The organism is Variovorax sp. J31P179 (assembly GCF_030316985.1).
Classification (GTDB): Bacteria; Pseudomonadota; Gammaproteobacteria; order Burkholderiales; family Burkholderiaceae_C; genus Variovorax; species Variovorax ginsengisoli_B.
This window is the reverse complement of sequence record NZ_JASZYL010000001.1, coordinates 160,546-176,527: the sequence shown is the minus strand read 5'-3', so window position 1 is coordinate 176,527 and position 15,982 is coordinate 160,546. Positions and strand designations below refer to the sequence as shown.

Below are 15,982 nucleotides of genomic sequence, written 5' to 3'. Positions count from 1 at the left end.
CCCGGCAAGTCCTGCGACTTCACGGCCGGCCCTCGCAGGGGCGGTTCGCGCCCCCGGCACAATGCGGGCGCTTCAAGTGAATTCAATGGAGAGCCGGAGTCATGGAGACAAGTCAGGAATGCGATGTGCTGGTGGTCGGCGGCGGGCCGGCCGGCTCGACCATCGCGACGCTGCTCGCGCGCCAGGGGCGGCGGGTGGTGCTGCTCGAAAAGGAGCATCACCCGCGCTTCCACATCGGCGAATCCCTGCTGCCGGGAAATGTCGAGCTGTTCGACAAGCTGGGCGTGCGCGACCAGGTCGAAAAGATCGGCATGCCCAAGTTCGGCATCGAGTTCGTGCCGCCGGACCTCGACTACCGCAGCTACGTCGATTTCTCCGAGGGCTGGGACCCGACCAAGGATTCGGCCTGGCAGGTGCGCCGCTCCGAGCTCGACGAACTGCTGTTCCGCCACGCCGGCAAGGAGGGCGCGCTGACCCTCGAAGGCGCCCGGGTCCGGCAGGTGGATTTCGACGCCGAGGGCGCCACGGTGCAGGCCGAGCTCGATGACGGCGCCCGCCGCAGCTGGCGGGCACGCTTCGTGGTCGATGCCAGCGGCCGCGACACGCTGCTGGCCACCAAGTTCAAGTGCAAGAACAAGAACCCCGACCACAACAGCACGGCGCTGTTCGGCCACTTCCGCAATGCGCGCCGCCTCGAGGGCCGGCGCGAGGGCAACATCAGCATCTGCTGGTTCGAGCACGGCTGGTTCTGGTTCATCCCGCTCGCGGACGGCACCACCAGCGTCGGCGCGGTGTGCTGGGCCTACTACCTGAAGGCGCGCGACAAGCCGCTGAAGGACTATTTCCTCGACACCATCGCGATGTGCCCGGAACTGCACGACCGGCTCGCGAACGCCACGCTGGTCGACGACGCGGTGCATGCCACCGGCAACTTCTCGTACGCGAGCACGCATGCCACCGGCGAGCGCTACCTGATGGTGGGCGACGCCTTCACCTTCATCGACCCGATGTTCTCCTCGGGCGTGTTCCTGGCGATGCAGAGCGCCTTCGATGGCGCCGCGCTGGTGGCGACCGGCCTCGACCGGCCGGCGGAGCTGGCGGCGGCGCGCCAGGCGCTCGAGAAACGCATGCGGGTGGGGCCGCGCGACTACTCGTGGTTCATCTACCGGGTGACCAACCCGACGATCCGCGACATGTTCATGCACCCCAACAACGTCTTCAAGGCCAAGCAGGGCCTGATGTCGCTGCTGGCGGCCGACATCCACCACGGGCGGGCGTACCGCCGTTCGCTGTGGATGTTCAAGGTGCTCTACTACTTCATCTCGGTGGTGAACTGGCGGCGCACCTATGCCGGCTGGAAGCGCCGCCGTGACAATATCCGCGACTGGGGTCCGCTCAAGGGCGAGACCATCCTGAAGGCGGATTGAACAGCAGCGACCCGGCGATCGTTGCCATCAGCAGGGCCACCAGGGTGTCGAGCACGCGCCAGGCCAGGGGGCGGGTGAACAGCGGGCCGAGCAGCCGGGCGCCGTAGCCCAGCGCTGCGAACCAGGCCACGCTGGCGCACGCCGCGCCGATGCCGAAGACCCAGCGCCCGCCCGCGGGCTGCTGCGCCGAGACGGCGCCCAGCAGCACCACGGTGTCGAGCCAGCAGTGCGGGTTGAGGTAGGTGAAGCCCAGGCAGGCGGCCAGGGCCGAGCGCCGGCTCATCGGCGCGGTCGAGGGCAGCGACATCCGCTCGCCGGCCCAGGCACGGCGGGCCGCCAGCGCGCCGTAGGCCAGCAGGAAGGCGGCGCCGCCCCAGCGCGCGAACGCCAGCAGCGGGGCGTTGGCCTGCACCAGCAGCCCCAGCCCGGCCACGCCGAGGGCGATCAGCAGCGCATCGGACAAGGCGCAGACCAGCACCACCTCGCGCACGTGTTCGCGCTTCAGGCCCTGGCGCAGCACGAAGGCGTTCTGCGCCCCGATGGCGACGATCAGCGCGGCCGATGTGAGGAAACCCTTGGCAAAGATCAGGAACATGGCCGCACGGTAGCGGCCCCGGGCGGATCAATCAAACTCATCTTTCTGACGCCAGATTAGAATTTTTGACATGCAGATCGACTCGCGCCAGCTCGCCGCCTTCGATGCCGTGCTGCGCGAAGGCAGCTTCGATGGCGCGGCGCGCGCTCTGCACGTCACGCCGTCGGCCATCAGCCAGCGCATCAAGGGCCTCGAGGAGCGGATGGGCCGGGTGCTGATCCAGCGGGCCTCGCCCTGCGTGGCGACGCCGGCCGGCCAGGCGCTGCAGCGGCATGCCCAGCAGGTGCGCTTGCTGGAGGCCGACGCCCTGCGGCCCTTCGGCCTCGGCGCGCCGGATGCGGTGCTGCCGCTGGCGCTGGCGGTCAACGCCGATTCGCTGGCCACCTGGTTCGTGCCGGCGCTGGCCGCCGTGCAGGCCGCCGGCCCGGTGAGCTTCGAACTGCGCGTCGAGGACCAGGACCATTCGGCGCTGCTGCTGCGCGAGGGCCGCGTGATGGCGGCCGTCACCGCCGAGCCCCAGGCGGTGCAGGGCTGCGTGGTCGAGCCCCTGGGCGCGATGCGCTACCTGGCGGTCGCCAGCCCGGCCTTCATGGCCCGGCACTTCGCGCACGGCGTCGATGCCGCGGCGCTGGCTGCGGCGCCCTGCAACGTGTTCAACGCCAAGGATGCGCTGCAGGCGCGGTTCATGCGCCGGCTCACGCGCAAGCCGCTGGCGCCACCCCTGCACCGGGTGCCCGGCACCCACGGATTCGTGCATGCGGCGGTGCAGGGTCTGGGGTGGGGCATGAACCCGCAGGTGCTGGTGGCCGGCTTGCTGGCGCGCGGCGATCTGGTCGAACTGGTGCCGGGGCAATCGCTCGACGTCGCCTTGTACTGGCAGCACTGGCGTGTCGAATCGCAGGCGCTGCGCTTGTTGACGGGGGCGGTGCATGCGGCCGCCGCCGCCATGCTCGAGCAGGGGTAGCAGCCGCGCTACTGCCCGATCACCGACCAGCCGGCCTGCTGGTTGGTCTTGTCGTTCTCGTATTCCCAGCGCGTGCCGCAGGCGTCGCAGCGGTAGCTGGTGACGTTGACCGTGTGGCCGTCGCGCTCTTCCTTGCGGCTCGATTGCTGCACCAGTTCGGCATGCCCGGGCGCGCGCCGCCAGTTGCGCTGGATGCCGGCGCATGACGTGCACAGCACCATCTTCTTCAGTTCGGCTTGTCGGTTGGATTCGTTCGCCATGGCGCTGCTGCTCTCTCGTGATGGGTGGCTCGACCGGGCATGTTAACTGGCCGATCGGGGCGGGGAATGGGCCGCCTCTCCCAAGGGATTCTGTCCGTCGCCGGTTCCGGGCGCTGCCAGAATCCGCCGGCCATGAGGGTCCCCCCACTGCCTGCCTCCGCGCCAGCGACCGCCGGACGGCCTGTCCGCCCGCTGAAGGCCTGCGCCGCCATGGGCGCCATGCTGCTGGCGCTGGTGGTTCTGGGACATGACGGCCGGCGGGTGGCCCAGCTGTTCGCGCTCGGCCTGCCCTTGCTGGCCTGGATGCTGTGGCCGGTGCGCAGCCGCCGGATCCATCGGCTGCGCACGGCCCTGCTGTGGCTGGGCGCCATGGCCTTCGCCTTCGACGGCGTGGCGCGCGGCTACCTGCTGGAGGCCTACCAGGCGGCACCGAACAGCGCCCTGGTGCTGGCGTCGGCGGCCAATACCAACGGCCGGGAGGGCGCGGAGTACCTCTCGATGCACTGGCGCGCGCTGGTGGTCTGGGCGGCGCCGCTGATGGTGGCAGGATGGGTTTTCGGACGCTGCGTGCGGCAAGGCGCGCGGGCGACCGCGCCCTGGCCGCCCTGGGCCATCGGGCTCCTGTGCGCGGCGCTCCTGCTGGCCGCCGCCGCCCATGCCAGCAAGCCCTGGCGGCGCCTTCATCCAGTGGTGTTCTGGACCGACTGGGCCCATTCGGTCCAGGCCCTGCGCCTCGCCTGGTCGGATCAGCAGCGCGCGCGCGACCAGGCCATGCAGCGGGCCCGGGAGGCCGCACCGATGGCGACCCGGGCGGGGCCGTCCACCGTGGTGCTGGTCATCACCGACAGCATCAATCGCGACAACCTGGCGCTCTACGGCTACGGCCGGGCGACGACGCCGCGCCTGCTGGCGCACCAGCAACTGCTCGGCGACGACATGCTGGTGATCCGCAACGCCTGGTCGGTCGATGCCAGCACCCTGCCGGCACTGCGCAGCCTGTTCAACTTCGGCGTGCCGGCCGGCGAGTCGCCGCAGCACCTGCTGGCGCTGGCCCGCACGGCCGGCTACAAGGTCTGGTGGATGAGCAACCACGACGACATCGCGGTCGAGCAGGCGCATGCGCGGCTGGCCGACGTGGTCGAGATGGTCAATCGCACACCGGGCCGGGCCGGCGCTTCGCTGGACGGCGAACTGCTCGACTGCCTGCAGGAGGCCCTGGACGACTCGGCCGAACGCAAGCTCGTCGTGGTCCACCTGATGGGCGCGCATCCGCACTACAGCCTGAGATTTCCCGCCGGCGAGAACCCGTTCGACGACCAGGTCGATGCGGTCGAGACCGGCCTGGTCGAGAGCGGCCGCTCGAGCTGGGTGCGGCGCTACCGCCAGGAGTACGACGCCGCGCTGCTTTATCACGACTTCGTGGTCTCCGAGACGCTGCAGCTGACGCGCCGGGCGGGCCGGCCGGGCGACTACCGGGCCTGGATGTACCTGTCCGACCACGGGCAGGAGGTCGGCCATGTGAGCGACCGGGCCGGCCACAGCCCGACCACCGCGTCGGGCTACCGGATTCCCGCCGTCATCTGGCAGGACCCGCCCGATGCCTCGCGCGCAGCCGGGGCGGCGCTCACGCCTTTCAGGGCGGATTGGGCCGGCTGGACGATCGCGGACCTGCTCGACATCCAATGGCCGGGAGCACCGCCGGATCGCAACGCGCTGAGCGCGGCCTATCGCTGGCAGGCGCCGGTGCTGCCGGTCGAGGTGAAATCCTTCTCGGAGTGACGAGGAGACCGGCACAATGGGTGTGCCATGCGCCGCACCTCTCTCATCTTCGCCATGCTGCTGCTCGGCCCGGTGGCCGGTGCCGAAGTGGTGCGGTGCGCGGACGCGGCCGGCAACGTGAGCTATACCGACGGCGCCTGCCCGGCGGGTGCCCGCGCGGCGGGGCGGGTCACGATCCTCGAGGCGCCGCCACCCGCCGCGGACGGCGGCGACCGGCCGGCGGCCGTGCCGCGCGAGCCGCCGGCGCCCATCGTGCATGCGCCGCCGGCGCCTTCCGGCCCGGGCGTGATCGGCAACGGCGCGAACAGCAACCAGCCGGCCGGCGATTCGCGCTGGAGCGACCGCGGCAGCGACCCGATGCTGGTCGACGACGGTTCCGGCTATGCCTTTCCCGGCTATGGCGGCGCCTATGGCCGGCCTGCGCCGCCACGCGACATGCGGCCGCGGATCCGCAGCTGCGACGCGGGCGGCTGCGACGACCGCCAGGGCAACCGGTTCAACCGCTCGGGCCAGCTGGAGCGCTACCGGAGCATCGACGGCAAGACCTGCCAGCCGGTCGGCACGACCACGGTCTGCCGCTGAGCGCGGGCGCAGCCGCTATCGGGGGCAATCGCCGCCGACCGAGACCGTTCCGTTCTTGCACTCCGTGAGGATCGGCTCGCCGCGCGGTCGCGCAGGGGCCGCCCCGGCCCCGCTGCCCGGTTCGCGCTGGTAGACGATCTTCTTGCTGCCGAGTTCGCAGGTGCCCACCACCTGGCCGGCCGCCACCGCAGCCGCGTCGACCGTGGTGACGCTGAAGCGCGTCACGCCGGCGGCGGCGATCTTGGCTTCGATCTGCGCCCGCAAGGCTTCGCAGGGTTCGGCGGCCGCGGCCGCGCCGGCGAACGCAAATGCGATGGGAAGCAGCCAGGTTCTGGTCATGACGGATGTCAGTCGAAGTTCAGGATCACCTTCATCGCCTGCGAGCGATCGGCCGCCAGCGCGAAGGCGCGGGCCGAATCCCGGTACGACAGCGTAGCCGAGATCAGCGGCTTGACGTCGACCAGGCCCTTGTTCAGCAGCTCGACGGCCACCGCGAACTCCTCGTGGAAGCGGAAGGCGCCGCGCAGGTCGAACTCCTTGGCCACGATGGTGTTGATCGGCAGCGTCATCTCGCCGCCCAGGCCGAGCTGGACGATCACGGCGCGCGGGCGCAGGGCGTCGAAGGCGCCGACCAGCGCGCGCGCGTTGCCGCTGGCCTCGAACAGCACGTCGAAGCTGCCCTTGTCGGCCGTGAAGCGCTGCAGGCCCTCGGGGTCGTCGGCCACGTTGACCACCTCGTCGGCGCCCACCTTGAGCGCCTTGCCCAGCGTGTGGGCGCCGACGTCGGTGGCCACGATGTGGACCGCGCCCGCGCGCCGCGCCGCGATGATCGCCAGCGCGCCGATCGGGCCGCAGCCCGTCACCAGCACCCGCTTGCCCAGCAATGAACCGGCCCGGCGCACCGCGTGCAGCGCCACCGACAGCGGCTCGGCCATCGAGCCCTCGCCGTCGCTGACCGAATCGGCCAGCTTGTGGGCCTGGTGGGTCTCGACCACGATCTGCTGGCGGAAGGCGCCCTGCACGTGCGGGGTGCGCATCGCGCTGCCGTAGTAGCGCATGTCGAGGCAGTGGTTCTGCAGGCCCTGCTGGCAGTAGGTGCACAGGCCGCAGGGCCTGCTGGGACTGATCGCGACGCGCTCGCCGACGGCGTAGCCGCGCACGTCGGCGCCCACCGCCTCGATCATGCCGGCCACCTCGTGGCCGAGCACCATCGGCTCCTTGATGCGCACGGTGCCGAAGCCGCCATGCTGGTAGTAGTGCAGGTCGGAGCCGCAGATGCCGCCGCAGCGCACCCGCACCTGCAGCTGGTCGGGCCCGAGCGGGGCGGTGTCGAACTGTTCGACCCGCAGGTCGCCGGGGGCGTGGATGACGAGCGCTTCCATGGGGGTCCTCAGAGGGTTGCCGTGACGCCGCCATCCACGTAGAGGATGTGGCCGTTGACGAAATTGGAGGCGTCGCTGGACAGGAAGACGGCCGCGCCGACCAGGTCCTCGACATCGCCCCAGCGGCGCGAGGGGGTGCGACCCACCAGCCACTGAGTGAATTCCTCGTTCTTGACCAGCGCGTCGGTCAGCTCGGTCTTGAAGTAGCCCGGCCCCAGGCCGTTGACCTGGATGCCGTGCTGGCCCCAGTCGATCGCCATGCCCTTGGTGAGCATCTTGACCGCGCCCTTGCTGGCCGTGTAGGGGGCGATCCCGGGGCGGCCCAGTTCGCTCTGGACCGAGCAGATGTTGACGATCTTGCCGCGCCGGCGCCCGATCATGTGCCGCGCCACGGCCTGGCCGACCAGGAAGACGCTGTCGACGTTGGTCTTCATGAGCTCGTGCCAGTCGGCTTCGGCGAACTGGTCCAGCGGTGCCCGGCGCTGCATGCCGGCGTTGTTGACCAGGATGTCGATGGCGCCGACCTCGGCCTCGATGCGCGCGATGGCGGCGGTTACCGCCTCGCCCGAGGTGACGTCGAAGGCGGCGGTCAGCACCTGCAGGCCTTCGCCGCGCAGCACTTCGGCGGCGGCTTCGAGCTTGGCCGCGTTGCGCGCGTTCAGGATCACGCGCGCGCCGGCGCCGGCCAGGCCGCGCGCCAGCGCAAAGCCGATGCCGGCGCTGGAGCCGGTGACGAGGGCGGTGCGCCCCGTGAGGTCGAAGGACTTGAGTACGTTGTTCGTCATGCGGTGTCCGAGGGAGTCAAGGAGAGGAACGGCCGGGCCAGCGCCATTGTCGGCCGGCCAGCGGCCCGCGGACGGCCGGGGTTTCCCCCTGGCTCAGTTGGCGCAGCGCGCCTCGAGCGCATCGATGAAGGACCGGTCCCAGCGCCCCTCCTTCATGGCGCGCATGGTGTTGGCCTCGGCCTCGAGATGGGCGCGCGCCTTGGTGATCAGCGCCTCGGCTTCGTCGGGTGCGAAGGCCATCAGGCCGTCCTGGTCGCCGACCACGATGTCGCCGGGGTTCACCACCATGCCGCCGACCGAAACCGGGACGTTGATCTCGCCCGGGCCGTCCTTGTAGGGGCCGCGGTGGTTCACGCCGCGCGCATACACCGGGAAGTCGCGCGCCCGGATCTCCGCCAGGTCGCGGATCGCACCGTCGAGCACCACGCCGGCGGTGCCGATGGTGGCGGCGTAGAAGGACAGGATGCCGCCGATCACGGCATTCGAGAGGTCGCCGTCGGCATCGATCACGATCACGTCGCCGGGGCGGCAGAACTCGAAGGCCCGCAGCAGCGTGAGGTTGTCGCCGCCGCGCGACTTGAGCGTCACGGCGGTGCCCGCCATGGTGGCCGGGCCCGGCCGGTGGTAGGGCGTGAGGCCGACGCTGCCGATGTTGCGGTGCATGTTGTCGCTCAGCGCCGCGACCGGGATGTCGCGCAGCGCGGCGAGGATCGCTGCGTCGACCTGCGGCGCGGACGGGTTCTTGCGGATGCCTTTGAATGTCATGGGGGTGTCCTTCAGTGCAGCTCGGCCACGGCCCGGGCGATCCGGGCGCAGCCTTCCTCGAGCGTTTCGATCGAGGTCGCGATGGAGAGGCGGAAGTAGGGCGAGAGCCCGTAGGCGGTGCCCGCGACCACGGCCACGCCCTGGCTCTCGAGCAGGTACATGACCACGTCGCCGTCCTCGGCCAGCGTCTTGCCCGCCGGCGTGGTCTTGCCGATCAGGCCGGCGCAGTTGACGTAGAGGTAGAAAGCGCCCGGGGGCGTCGCGCAGCTCAGGCCCCCGATCGCGTTGACCAGCGCGAGCGTGCGGTCGCGGCGCTGCTTGTAGATCGCGACGCTCTCGGTCACGAAACTCTGGTCGCCGTTCATCGCAGCCGCCGCCGCGGCCTGGCTGACCGAGCAGCAGTTGCCCGCCGACTGCGACAGCAGCGTGTCGAGCGCGCGCACCAGGTCCGACGGCCCGGCCACGTAGCCGATCCGCCAGCCGGTCATCGCGTAGGTCTTCGACACGCCGTTGACGACCAGCGTGCGGTCGCGCAGGGCCGGCGCGACCGCGAGGATGTGCGGCGTCTTCTGGCCGTCGAAACGGATGTGCTCGTAGATGTCGTCGGTCATCACCAGCACCTGGGGATGGCGCAGCAGCACCTCGGCCAGGGCCCGGTACTCGTCGGCGGTGTAGCTCGCGCCGGTGGGGTTGCTCGGCGAGTTGATCAGCAGCCAGCGGGTGCGCGGCGTGATGGCCGCCTCGAGCTGCGCCGGCTGCAGCTTGAAGCCGCTGGATTCGGGGCAGGGGACGGTCACCGGCACGCCTTCGCAGGCGATCACCATGTCCGGGTAGGACACCCAGTAGGGGGCGGGCACGATCACCTCGTCCCCCGGCTCCAGTGTGACCGCCAGGGCGTTGTAGATGGCGCTCTTGGCGCCGTTGGTGGCGATGATCTCGTCCATCGCGTAGTGCAGGCCGTTCTCGCGTTCGAGCTTGGCGACGATCGCCTGGCGCAGCTCCACGGTGCCCGCCATCAGGGTGTAGCGCGTGGCGCCCTTATCGATCGCGGCGGCGGCGGCCTGGCGGATGTGGGCCGGCGTGTCGAAGTCGGGTTCGCCGACCACGAGGTTCACGATCGACTTGCCCTGGCGGCGCAGCTCGTTGGCGCGGTCGGCGGCGGAGGTACTGGGCGAGGGCTTGATCCGCCGCACGCGGGCGGCAATTCGGGAGGTGGTCACATGTCGTCCTGGTTGAGGGATTGCACGGACCGAACGGTACGCAAATCCCGCTCGCGAGGCCAAGACGAGTTCGCTCTGGTCGTATAGGAAGAGCTTATGGTGGGTTGGGAAAGGTCTCCCGAAGGACATCAGCCCGCGAAGGCATCGACGCCTGGGCGCCGACGCGCGTCACGCAGATTGCCGCGGCGCGTATGGCATGGCGAATGGCCTCGGCCATCCCGCGGCCTTCCGCCCGCAGGGCCGCAAATGCCCCGATGAACGTGTCCCCCGCCGCCGTCGTATCGACCGCGACAACCGGCTGCGCCTCGAAGTGCTGCGTTCCGGCGCCGGAGCTCCATACGACGCCTTGCTCGCCCAGGGTCACCAGCACGTCGCCCGGTCCGTTTCGGCGCAGGAGGCTCGCAGCTTCCCCGGCGTTCGAGCGCGTGACCAGGGGCATGCCGGAGAGGAGGCCGGCCTCGGTTTCGTTGACGACCAGGATGTCGATCGATCGCCACAGTTCGGGCGGCAGCAGTTGCGCAGGCGCAGGATTCAACAGGACGGTGCAGCCGGCCTGGCGCGAGACCGCGGCGGCACGCACCACCGAGGCCAACGGCACCTCGAGCTGCAGCAGCAGCATCGCCGCCCGTTCGAGATGCGGCCGCAGGAGGTCCGCGTCGGCGACGGTCACCGATGCGTTGGCGCCGGGAATCACGGTGATGCAGTTCTGTCCGCCGCTGTCGACCATGATCATCGCCACGCCGGTGCTCTGGCCCGGTGTGCTGCCGACGCCGGTGTGGTCGACCCGACGGATGTCCAGGGCTGCCCGCAGCTGGTCCGCGAAGTCATCGTCGCCGACCCGGCCCACCATCTGCACCCTTGCACCCTGGAGCGCGCAGGCCACCGCCTGGTTGGCCCCTTTGCCGCCGGGATTGACGAGCAGGCTCTCGCCGGTGAGGGTCTCGCCGGGCCTGGGCATGCGCGGCACGCGTGCCACCAGGTCCATGTTCAGGCTGCCGAAGACGACGACGCCTTGCCGCAACGCCGGGGCGTTCACTTGAGGTCTCGCTCCATGTCGTGCAGCTTCCGGACCCGACGGCGATAGTCTTCGTTGTCGTCGAACCTGGCATCGAGGAACGCCGTCACCAGGTCGTTGGCAAGCCAGGGTCCCACGATCTGGGCCCCGATGCACATGACGTTGACGTCGTCGTGCTCGACGCTCTGGTGCGACGAATGCACGTCGTGGCAGACGGCGGCGCGGATGCCGCGCACCTTGTTCGCCGCGATCGCCGCGCCGACGCCGGTGCCGCACACCATGATGCCGCGCTCGACCTCGCCGGACAGCACCTGGGCCGTCAGTGCCTGGGCAATGTCCGGAAAATCCACCGGGTTGGCGTCATGGCTTCCGACGTCGACCACCTGGTGGCCGAGCGCCTCGAGATGGGCGATCACGCCGCCCTTGAGTGCCCAACCTGCGTGGTCCGAGCCGATGGCGAGTTTCATGGTGCTGCGTTCTTTCAGGTTTTCAGTTGGTCATGGACGCGGGCAGGCCGACACCATAGAACTTCTTGTAGGTGTCGCTCAGCTTTCCGTTCTTGAGGTTGGCGGCGACCCATTCGTTCAGCTTCGCCAACAGCCGCGGCTCGCCTTGCTTGACGCCGATCGCGAGGTCGAAGTTGCGGATGACGAACTTCGGCTCCCAGGGCTTCTGCGGATTCTTGGCCGAGATCTGGTTCACCAGCGCCACCGACGTCGCGACGACCTCCGCCTGGCCGGTGGCGCCTGCGGCGACCACGGTGGCGTCGTCGTCGTAGCGCACGACCTTGAAGCCCTTGTCGTTCGCCATGGCGCTCAGTTCGGTGTCCTGCGTCGTGCCGCGCGACACCGTGACGTTCTTTCCCTTCAGGTCGCCCCAATCCTTGATCGACGCATTCTTCGGCGCGCCCACGACCGATTGAAGAACCGCGTAGGGCTTCGAGAAGTCGATGATCTTGGCCCGCTCGGGCGTGACCGACAGGGTCGAGATGACGATGTCGGCCTTGCCGGTGTTGAGGTTCGGAATGCGGGTCGCGCCGGTGGTCGGCACCCACTCGATCTGCAGGCCCCAATCCTGGGCCAGCAGCTTCGCGGTCTCGACATCGGAGCCGGTGGGCTGCATGTTGGCATCCATCATGCCGGCCGGAGGGATCGCGACGTCGGTCGAAATGCGTATCTTCTTCGCCGCCATGATGTCGTCCAGCAGGTCGGCGTGTGCGGTCAATGCCAATAGGCTGAGGCAGGCTGCTGCGAGGGAAGAACGAATCGGTGTCATCTTGTCTCCTTGGTTGTTCGCTTGGGATCGGTGAAGCTACAAGTCGCTGTGCACGAATTGTTGGAGTTCCGGCGTCTGCGGATCGGTCAGGATGCTTGCATCGCCGTGTTCCCAGACGCGCCCGGAATGCATGAAGACCACCTTGTCGGCCACCCGGCGCGCAAAGGCCATCTCGTGGGTGACCATGACCATGGTCATGCCGGCGGCGGCGAGTTCCTCGATGACCTTCAGGACCTCGCCGGTCAACTGGGGGTCCAGCGCCGAGGTGACCTCGTCGAACAGCATGACTTTCGGCTGCATCGCCAGCGACCGCGCGATCGCGACCCGCTGCTGCTGGCCACCGGAAAGCTGCTCGGGATAGGCCTTCGCCTTCTCCGACAAGCCGACCTTGGCGAGGACGGATTGCGCGAGTTCGCGCGCCTGTGCCTTGTCGACGCCCTTGGCGGCACGCGGGGCCAGCATGATGTTCTCTTCGATCGTCAGATGCGGGAAGAGGTTGTAGCTCTGGAAGACGATGCCGACGTCGAGGCGCAAGGCCTTGAGGTCGACGTTCGGGTCGTCCACGCGGCGCCCGCAGACCGAGATCTGGCCGCTGTCGACCACTTCGAGGCGATCGATGCAGCGCAGCGCCGTGCTCTTGCCGGAGCCGCTGCGGCCGATGATGGCCGTGACCTCGCCGCGATGCGCCTCCATGTCGACGCCGGCCAGCACCAGGTGGCTGCCGAAGCTCTTGCGCACGTCGCGCAGCATCACGATGGGATCGTCGCTGTTCATATAGCTGTCGCTCATGTCAGGGAGAGTTGGCCCGGCGGGGTGGACAAGCTCCGGGCTTCCTGCGCCCGGGCGCTGCGGCGCTCGAGCCGGCGACTCCAGCGCGACAGGGGATAGCACAGCGCGAAGTAGACCGCCGCGATGATCAGGTAGACCAGGAAGGGCTCGAACAGCGAGTTGTTGATGATCTGGCCGGCACGGGCCAGCTCGACGAAGCCGACCACCGATGCCAGCGAGGTGTTCTTGACGATCTGCACCATGAAGCCGACGGTGGGCGGCGTGGCGATGCGGATCGCCTGCGGCAAGACGACCTTCCGCATGCGCTGCGCGCGCGTCAACGCCAGGCATTCGGCCGCTTCCCACTGTGCGCGCGGCACCGAGAGAATGCAGCCGCGCCAGATTTCGCCGAGGTAGGCCGACACATAGACCAGCAGCGACGCGCTCGCTGCCGTCAGCGGCGAGATCTTCAGGCCCAGGGCGGGGAGGCCGAAGAAGGTCATGAACAGGATCACCATGAGCGGGGTGCCCTGCACCAGTTGCACGTAGGTGCCGGTGGCCAGGCGCACCGACTTGAGCGGCGACACCCGGCACAGCGCGACGACCATGCCGAGCAGGCCGCCGCCGATGAAGGCGATCAACGACAGGCCGATCGTCCAGGCCGCCCCGTGCAGCAGAAACAGCAGGTGATTGGCGTTCAGGCCGGTCGTCACAGGGCGGTCCCCAGCCGGCGCCGGCGCGGAAAGAGCCACATGCCCAGCCCCCAGAACGCTGCGCGCATGGCGAGAGAGAGCAGCACGTAGAGGACGCCGACCAGCACGTAGGTCTCGAACGGCCGGTAGGTGTCGGACTGCACGAAGTTCGCCACTGCCGTGAGCTCTTCGGCGGAGATCTGCGAGCAGACCGAGGTCGCCAGCATCAGCAGCACGAACTGGCTGGTCAGCGCCGGGTAGACCCGCTCCATCGCCGGCAGCAGGACGACGTGCCAGTAGACCTGCCGGCGACTGAGCGCCAAGCATTCGGCGGCCTCGACCTGGCCCTTGTGGATGGAGTCGAAGCCGGCCCGCATGATCTCGGTCGCATAGGCGCCGACGTTGATGATCAGCGCCGCGGTCGCCACCGTGATGGCGGGCAGCTTGAGGCCGATGCTGCTGAGGCCGAAGTAGACCAGGAAGATCTGCACCAGCAGCGGTGTGTTGCGGATCGCCTCGACATAGGCGCTTGCCACGCGCTGCGCCCACACCACGTTGCTTCGCTTGGCGATGGCGAACAGCGTCCCGATGGCGAAGCCGATGACGGTGGCACCGGTCGCGAGTTTCACGGTCACGATCGCGCCGTCGAGAAACATCGGCCAGCGCGACAGCACCGCCGCGAAATCGAGCGTCATGCCGGTGCCTGTCCGCTCATGCGGTCGTAGACGCGAAACAGGGCCTGGTTGCCGTTGGATCCTTCGCCGTGGGCCCGTGCATCGAGGTATTGCGTCGTGACCAGTGAAGTGGCCGGCAGCGGCACGTTGGTTTCCGCGGCCTGCTGCGCCACCAGGCGCAGGTCCTTGAGCATCAGGTCGATCCGGAAGCCGGCCGAAGCGTCGCCCTCGATCATCTGCGGGCCCAGCTTGTCGAGCATCCAGGAAGCGGCCGACCCCCCCATGAGCACCTCGCGCAGCCGGGGCAGGTCGACGCCGGCGGCACGGCCGAGGGCCAGCGCTTCGCAGATCGCCTGCAAGTTGATGCCGCAGATCAGCTGGTTGCACAGCTTGACCGTCTGGCCCGACCCGCTTTCGCCGACGTGCGTGATCGTCGTTCCCATCGCCGAAAAGAAGCGCCGGGCCTTTTCGAAGGCTGCCGCGTCGCCTCCGGCCATGATGGACAGCGCCGCGTTCCGGGCGCCGATCGGCCCCCCCGAGACGGGCGCGTCGAGGAATGCGACGCCGATGCGGGCCAGGTCGGCGGACATGCGGCGCACGGCGCCGGGTGCGATGGTGCTCATGTCGATGACCAGTCGACCCGCCGGCGGATGAGCAAGGAGTCCGCCGTCGCCATGGACGACAGCCTCGACGTCCGGCGTGTCCGGCAGCATCGTGACCACGGCGTCGGCCGCGGTGCTTGCATCGGCAATGCTGGCCGCCGCGTCGATGCCGAAAGGCGCGAGTGCGTCGACGGCCTCGCGCCGCACGTCGTAGGCCTTGACGCGATGGCCGGCTTTCGCGAGGTTGATGGCCATCTCGCGCCCCATCGTCCCGATGCCGATGAAGCCGATGACGCCCTTGCTTGTTTCATCGCTCATGGGGTTGCCTTGGCCTTCCTGGGTTTCTTGGCGGTCGGCGGGGCCGCCGGCGCGGCGGCCGCCTTGCGGGGAGCAATTGCCTTCTGCCGCCTCAATTCGTCGCCGATGCGGAAGTGCTTGCGAAGGGCCTGGTCGGCGGCGTCTTCGTCGCCGGCGATCACCATCTCCAGCAGCACGTGGTGGTCTTCGACCACGGTGCGCTTGATCGACTCGTCCTTGTGTTCGCCCACCAGATGGCGGCGGTCCCGGTGCGAGCGGGTCAGCATCGCGGCCATCGCGCCATGCAGCTGGATCAGCGTGTCGGATTTGCTCGACCGCACGATCGCCTGGTGGAATTCGAAGTCGGCCAGTGCCCCTCCGGCAGCGTCGTCCACTGTGGCCTCGATGGCGTCCAGTGCTGCGCGCATGCGCTCGATGTCGGCGGTGGTGGCGCGTTGGCAGGCGAGGCGGATGGCCTGGCATTCGAGTGCGATGCGAGCTTGCATGACGTCGTCCAGTGCATCCGGTGCCTGCGCCAGCGAAAAGGCGAACACGTCGCCGAGCACGGAGACGTCAGGCTGTCGAACCACCGTGCCGACCCTTTCGCGGATCTCGACCACGCCCATCATGGACAAGGCCCGAAGGCCTTCGCGCACGATCGGACGGCTGACGCCCAGCTGGAGCGCCAGTTCGCGTTCGGGAAGCAGCCGGTCGCCGGTGCGGATGCGGCTTTCGAGCAGCTGTTCGCGCAGGAACCCGAACACCTTGGCGAAGCCGGTCGTCTGGTTTTCGGACTCGGCGCGGGTGATGTTCGGAATCCGGGACTTTGTTGTCATGCCGTGGTTTTACCAGCGGCTGACCAACGGACGCATCCGGGTAGTCCCGTAGCCTGGAAATGGC

Annotated in this window: 19 protein-coding genes; 4 read left to right on the top strand and 15 right to left on the bottom strand. The window is 69.3% G+C overall.

Annotated elements, in window-relative coordinates; genetic code table 11:
• The first annotated feature begins 101 nt into the window (after window positions 1-101).
• Window positions 102-1,427: an NAD(P)/FAD-dependent oxidoreductase gene (locus tag QTI17_RS00935; RefSeq protein WP_286530464.1), complete on the top strand. Its 1,326-nt coding sequence runs from the start codon at window positions 102-104 to the stop codon at window positions 1,425-1,427.
• Here QTI17_RS00935 and QTI17_RS00930 read toward each other — a convergent pair.
• Complete coding sequence (locus QTI17_RS00930; RefSeq protein ID WP_286530462.1) at window positions 1,396-2,022, bottom strand: LysE/ArgO family amino acid transporter; 627 nt, start codon at window positions 2,020-2,022, stop codon at window positions 1,396-1,398. The genes QTI17_RS00935 and QTI17_RS00930 overlap by 32 nt on opposite strands.
• A gap of 70 nt (window positions 2,023-2,092) precedes the next feature.
• Between QTI17_RS00930 and QTI17_RS00925 the strand changes: the two genes are divergently transcribed.
• Complete coding sequence (locus QTI17_RS00925) at window positions 2,093-2,986, top strand: LysR family transcriptional regulator ArgP (protein ID WP_286530460.1); 894 nt, start codon at window positions 2,093-2,095, stop codon at window positions 2,984-2,986.
• A gap of 8 nt (window positions 2,987-2,994) precedes the next feature.
• On the opposite strand, the gene QTI17_RS00920 is transcribed toward QTI17_RS00925, so the two are convergent.
• Window positions 2,995-3,246, bottom strand: a complete 252-nt coding sequence (locus QTI17_RS00920; RefSeq protein ID WP_286509445.1) for a hypothetical protein — start codon at window positions 3,244-3,246, stop codon at window positions 2,995-2,997.
• Between the two features lie 132 nt (window positions 3,247-3,378).
• On the opposite strand from QTI17_RS00920, the gene QTI17_RS00915 reads away from it, so the two are divergent.
• Both QTI17_RS00915 and QTI17_RS00910 read left to right on the top strand, forming a co-directional pair.
• The gene (locus tag QTI17_RS00915) at window positions 3,379-5,025 is read left to right on the top strand and encodes a phosphoethanolamine transferase (RefSeq protein WP_286530458.1); all 1,647 of its coding nucleotides are present in this window, start codon (window positions 3,379-3,381) and stop codon (window positions 5,023-5,025) included.
• A 27-nt stretch (window positions 5,026-5,052) separates the two neighbouring features.
• On the top strand, window positions 5,053-5,607 hold the full coding sequence (locus QTI17_RS00910) for a DUF4124 domain-containing protein (RefSeq protein WP_286530456.1): 555 nt from the start codon (window positions 5,053-5,055) through the stop codon (window positions 5,605-5,607).
• A gap of 15 nt (window positions 5,608-5,622) precedes the next feature.
• Here the strand turns inward: QTI17_RS00910 and QTI17_RS00905 are convergent, their stop codons facing one another.
• The 13 genes from QTI17_RS00905 to QTI17_RS00845 all read right to left on the bottom strand — a co-directional run bounded on the left by QTI17_RS00905 (window position 5,623) and on the right by QTI17_RS00845 (window position 15,918).
• Window positions 5,623-5,946 carry a DUF1161 domain-containing protein gene (locus QTI17_RS00905; protein ID WP_286530454.1) on the bottom strand — a complete coding sequence of 108 codons (324 nt, stop codon included), beginning with the start codon at window positions 5,944-5,946 and terminating at the stop codon, window positions 5,623-5,625.
• 8 nt (window positions 5,947-5,954) lie between these two features.
• Window positions 5,955-6,989, bottom strand: coding sequence for an L-idonate 5-dehydrogenase (locus QTI17_RS00900; protein WP_286530452.1), 1,035 nt, complete (start codon window positions 6,987-6,989; stop codon window positions 5,955-5,957).
• An 8-nt stretch (window positions 6,990-6,997) separates the two neighbouring features.
• Entirely contained in the window at window positions 6,998-7,774 is a 777-nt protein-coding gene (locus tag QTI17_RS00895; protein WP_286530450.1) for a glucose 1-dehydrogenase, read from the bottom strand.
• Between the two features lie 93 nt (window positions 7,775-7,867).
• Entirely contained in the window at window positions 7,868-8,539 is a 672-nt protein-coding gene (locus QTI17_RS00890; RefSeq protein ID WP_286530448.1) for an RraA family protein, read from the bottom strand.
• 11 nt (window positions 8,540-8,550) lie between these two features.
• The gene (locus QTI17_RS00885; protein ID WP_286530446.1) at window positions 8,551-9,759 is read right to left on the bottom strand and encodes an aspartate transaminase; all 1,209 of its coding nucleotides are present in this window, start codon (window positions 9,757-9,759) and stop codon (window positions 8,551-8,553) included.
• A gap of 94 nt (window positions 9,760-9,853) precedes the next feature.
• Window positions 9,854-10,795: a ribokinase gene (rbsK, locus tag QTI17_RS00880; RefSeq protein WP_286530445.1), complete on the bottom strand. Its 942-nt coding sequence runs from the start codon at window positions 10,793-10,795 to the stop codon at window positions 9,854-9,856.
• The gene (gene rpiB, locus QTI17_RS00875; protein WP_286525909.1) at window positions 10,792-11,241 is read right to left on the bottom strand and encodes a ribose 5-phosphate isomerase B; all 450 of its coding nucleotides are present in this window, start codon (window positions 11,239-11,241) and stop codon (window positions 10,792-10,794) included. The genes rbsK and rpiB overlap by 4 nt, the downstream gene beginning before the upstream one ends.
• A 22-nt stretch (window positions 11,242-11,263) precedes the next feature.
• Window positions 11,264-12,049, bottom strand: coding sequence for a transporter substrate-binding domain-containing protein (locus QTI17_RS00870; RefSeq protein ID WP_286530443.1), 786 nt, complete (start codon window positions 12,047-12,049; stop codon window positions 11,264-11,266).
• Window positions 12,050-12,085: 36 nt separating this feature from the next.
• On the bottom strand, window positions 12,086-12,838 hold the full coding sequence (locus tag QTI17_RS00865) for an amino acid ABC transporter ATP-binding protein (protein WP_286530441.1): 753 nt from the start codon (window positions 12,836-12,838) through the stop codon (window positions 12,086-12,088).
• A complete protein-coding gene (locus QTI17_RS00860; protein ID WP_286530439.1) occupies window positions 12,835-13,530 on the bottom strand; it encodes an amino acid ABC transporter permease in 696 nt (231 codons plus the stop codon). The genes QTI17_RS00865 and QTI17_RS00860 overlap by 4 nt, the downstream gene beginning before the upstream one ends.
• Complete coding sequence (locus tag QTI17_RS00855) at window positions 13,527-14,204, bottom strand: amino acid ABC transporter permease (RefSeq protein ID WP_286530437.1); 678 nt, start codon at window positions 14,202-14,204, stop codon at window positions 13,527-13,529. The genes QTI17_RS00860 and QTI17_RS00855 overlap by 4 nt, the downstream gene beginning before the upstream one ends.
• A complete protein-coding gene (locus tag QTI17_RS00850) occupies window positions 14,201-15,103 on the bottom strand; it encodes an NAD(P)-dependent oxidoreductase (RefSeq protein WP_286530435.1) in 903 nt (300 codons plus the stop codon). The genes QTI17_RS00855 and QTI17_RS00850 overlap by 4 nt, the downstream gene beginning before the upstream one ends.
• Entirely contained in the window at window positions 15,100-15,918 is an 819-nt protein-coding gene (locus QTI17_RS00845) for a FadR/GntR family transcriptional regulator (RefSeq protein ID WP_286530433.1), read from the bottom strand. Before QTI17_RS00845 ends, QTI17_RS00850 begins: the two co-directional genes overlap by 4 nt.
• Window positions 15,919-15,982 lie beyond the last annotated feature (64 nt).

What these genes read in the sequence shown, in the direction of transcription:
- QTI17_RS00935 (WP_286530464.1), top strand. Translation starts at nt 102, where the DNA reads ATGGAGACAAGTCAGGAATGCGATGTGCTGGTGGTCGGCGGCGGGCCG.
- QTI17_RS00930 (WP_286530462.1), bottom strand. Translation starts at nt 2,022, where the DNA reads ATGTTCCTGATCTTTGCCAAGGGTTTCCTCACATCGGCCGCGCTGATC.
- QTI17_RS00925 (WP_286530460.1), top strand. Translation starts at nt 2,093, where the DNA reads ATGCAGATCGACTCGCGCCAGCTCGCCGCCTTCGATGCCGTGCTGCGC.
- QTI17_RS00920 (WP_286509445.1), bottom strand. Translation starts at nt 3,246, where the DNA reads ATGGCGAACGAATCCAACCGACAAGCCGAACTGAAGAAGATGGTGCTG.
- QTI17_RS00915 (WP_286530458.1), top strand. Translation starts at nt 3,379, where the DNA reads ATGAGGGTCCCCCCACTGCCTGCCTCCGCGCCAGCGACCGCCGGACGG.
- QTI17_RS00910 (WP_286530456.1), top strand. Translation starts at nt 5,053, where the DNA reads ATGCGCCGCACCTCTCTCATCTTCGCCATGCTGCTGCTCGGCCCGGTG.
- QTI17_RS00905 (WP_286530454.1), bottom strand. Translation starts at nt 5,946, where the DNA reads ATGACCAGAACCTGGCTGCTTCCCATCGCATTTGCGTTCGCCGGCGCG.
- QTI17_RS00900 (WP_286530452.1), bottom strand. Translation starts at nt 6,989, where the DNA reads ATGGAAGCGCTCGTCATCCACGCCCCCGGCGACCTGCGGGTCGAACAG.
- QTI17_RS00895 (WP_286530450.1), bottom strand. Translation starts at nt 7,774, where the DNA reads ATGACGAACAACGTACTCAAGTCCTTCGACCTCACGGGGCGCACCGCC.
- QTI17_RS00890 (WP_286530448.1), bottom strand. Translation starts at nt 8,539, where the DNA reads ATGACATTCAAAGGCATCCGCAAGAACCCGTCCGCGCCGCAGGTCGAC.
- rpiB (WP_286525909.1), bottom strand. Translation starts at nt 11,241, where the DNA reads ATGAAACTCGCCATCGGCTCGGACCACGCAGGTTGGGCACTCAAGGGC.
- QTI17_RS00870 (WP_286530443.1), bottom strand. Translation starts at nt 12,049, where the DNA reads ATGACACCGATTCGTTCTTCCCTCGCAGCAGCCTGCCTCAGCCTATTG.
- QTI17_RS00865 (WP_286530441.1), bottom strand. Translation starts at nt 12,838, where the DNA reads ATGAGCGACAGCTATATGAACAGCGACGATCCCATCGTGATGCTGCGC.
- QTI17_RS00855 (WP_286530437.1), bottom strand. Translation starts at nt 14,204, where the DNA reads ATGACGCTCGATTTCGCGGCGGTGCTGTCGCGCTGGCCGATGTTTCTC.
- QTI17_RS00850 (WP_286530435.1), bottom strand. Translation starts at nt 15,103, where the DNA reads ATGAGCGATGAAACAAGCAAGGGCGTCATCGGCTTCATCGGCATCGGG.
- QTI17_RS00845 (WP_286530433.1), bottom strand. Translation starts at nt 15,918, where the DNA reads ATGACAACAAAGTCCCGGATTCCGAACATCACCCGCGCCGAGTCCGAA.